This window comes from Mesorhizobium sp. M4A.F.Ca.ET.050.02.1.1 (assembly GCF_003997725.1).
Lineage (GTDB): Bacteria > Pseudomonadota > Alphaproteobacteria > Rhizobiales > Rhizobiaceae > Mesorhizobium.
Genome location: NZ_RZSG01001459.1, coordinates 1 through 544, shown reverse-complemented (window position 1 = coordinate 544; position 544 = coordinate 1). Strand labels below are relative to the sequence as shown.

Sequence of the window (544 nt, the reverse complement as noted above, 5' to 3'; positions counted from 1 at the left end):
GCATCACCTTCCAGGGCGATTCGGATGCCCATATCGTGCGTGGCCTGGTCGCTATCATGCTGGCGCTGTTTTCCGGGCGCCCGGCGAGCGAGATCCAGAAAACAGACGCCGAGGCGACACTCAAGGGGCTCGGCCTCGACGAGCACCTTTCGCCGCAGCGCGCCAACGGCCTGCGCTCGATGGTCAAGCGCATCAAGCACGACGCCGATACGGCGCTGAAGCAGATCGCCTGATCTGACAAATCGTATTTTGAGCGATTGGCCGGCTGGGCAATGGACTGGCATGCCCGCACGCTCAAAGCAAAAACGGCGCCCGAAGGCGCCGTCCGGCATCGAAATGGAAAAGATGCTGCTTCAGCGACCCTTGCGCTTGCGCCCAAGGCCCATCTTCTTGGCAAGCTGCGAGCGGGCGGCCGCATAGTTGGGCGCGACCATCGGGTAGCTTGCGTCGAGGCCCCACTTCTCACGATATTCATCGGGCGTGAGATTGTAGTGGGTCATCAGGTGGCGCTTCAGCGATTTGAACTTCTTGCCGTCCTCGAGAC

Annotated in this window: 2 protein-coding genes; one reads left to right on the top strand and one right to left on the bottom strand. The window is 61.6% G+C overall.

Translation table 11 applies throughout. The annotated features are described in order from the left end of the window. The coding region (locus EOA33_RS38130; RefSeq protein ID WP_145989619.1) for a SufE family protein at positions 1–233 on the top strand (233 nt) is incomplete at its 5' end. Positions 234–353: 120 nt separating this feature from the next. On the opposite strand, the gene EOA33_RS38125 is transcribed toward EOA33_RS38130, so the two are convergent. Next, a partial coding sequence (locus EOA33_RS38125; protein ID WP_190234551.1) for a MucR family transcriptional regulator occupies positions 354–544 on the bottom strand: 191 nt, incomplete at its 5' end.